Below are 1,379 nucleotides of genomic sequence, written 5' to 3'. Positions count from 1 at the left end.
CTTGTATTTAGCCGCATAAAAAGGCCGGCAGACGAATCTGCCGACCAAAGAAATCTTATATTTTTTTATTGTCCTCTTGACGGGGAGCAGTTCAGTAAGCCGGTTTATGCGGTATTTTCTTATCAAAAACTTTAGGCAACGCCACAGCAAAGGTCTATGACGGTATGCTCGAGAATCTCATTGCCTGCCTGACCAGTTTTGAGCCAATAATCCGCATCAATGAGTTCTAACATCGACCGTTTGAGCACCGATTCAGGAAATCGCTGTGCCGCCTTTCCAAGTTTTTCGGCAATAAAGGGATTGAGCTCCAACGGCTTGGCCAAGGCCTTGCCACGGATGCCTTTCTCCTGCAGGACTTTTGCCTGCCAAAGCTGACGGACATGACGGGTCAATAGGGACAATATCACAGTAAAATAAGTACCGTCATCGAGCTGACGCCGCAAAAGCATCAAAGCCTTCTGCGCATTGCGTTCGCTGATGGCATCCATCAGGGCAAAAATCGATACCTCCGGAAGTCCGGCAAACACCTTGACCAAAGCCGCTTTCGTTATTCGGCGGTCATCGGAAAACAAGGTCAGCTTATCAAATTCCCGGTCCAAAAATTCCAAGGATATCTGCTGCATCATGCTGACAGCCCCCTGAAAATACGCATAGGCATCCCGGTCCATATCTCGATTCATCGACTGCAGTTTTCCCTGGAGCCAGTCGTTGATATTCCAGGCACGGATCGCCTCCGCCTCGAGCACCATGCCGCATTTCTCGACCTGCTTATAGATTTTGCGCCGTTTATCTGCCTTCTCCGGCGATACAAATATCACATAGCTAAACGACGGCATATCTGCCAACACATTTAGCAGGCGCTCCAGCTTCTTGTCCTTCCCCGAAGCCTTCTGCGCCTCGTCCTTTTTGCGATTATCCTTAAACAGGGTCGTATTCCGGATAAGGAGGACATTCTTCTCCGTGAAGAATGGCGCTGTGTTAATCATGCTGACCAAATCATCCGCATCGACTTCGCCATTTAGCTTCTGCACCGAATCCGCCGCTTCCTGCTGATCCGAAAACAAGCCGGCCATAATCTTGGCCAGTGCCTTATCGATATAATAATGTTCTTCCCCCGCCAGCAGGAACACATGAGAATCCTGCTTCGGAAGCTTTACCATAAATTCGCCAAATTTCACAAGTTGCACGCATCTTTCTATGTCAAAGTTCTATTTCGTACCTCCTATTATACCCCATCAAGCTATATTTCCAAAGACAAATCCCCCGACATACGATTTAAACCACATCATCTCTGATATGGTAAATTGCAGTTTGCAGGGTTCGAGAGGGGGCGGATTCGAAACATTACTCCGGCGGCGAGGGACACAGTACCAACGCTT

At 48.4% G+C, this 1,379-nt stretch carries 1 protein-coding gene; it reads right to left on the bottom strand.

The features are described from left to right. Positions 1 to 131: 131 nt before the first annotated feature. Positions 132 to 1,178 carry a DNA polymerase III subunit delta gene (gene holA, locus BLQ36_RS13155; RefSeq protein ID WP_074516008.1) on the bottom strand — a complete coding sequence of 349 codons (1,047 nt, stop codon included), beginning with the start codon at positions 1,176 to 1,178 and terminating at the stop codon, positions 132 to 134. Between the last annotated feature and the right edge of the window lie 201 nt (positions 1,179 to 1,379).

It is taken from the genome of Selenomonas sp. WCT3 (genome assembly GCA_900100835.1).
Classification (GTDB): Bacteria; Bacillota; Negativicutes; order Selenomonadales; family Selenomonadaceae; genus Selenomonas_A; species Selenomonas_A ruminantium_E.
This window is presented reverse-complemented; position numbering and strand designations above follow the sequence as displayed.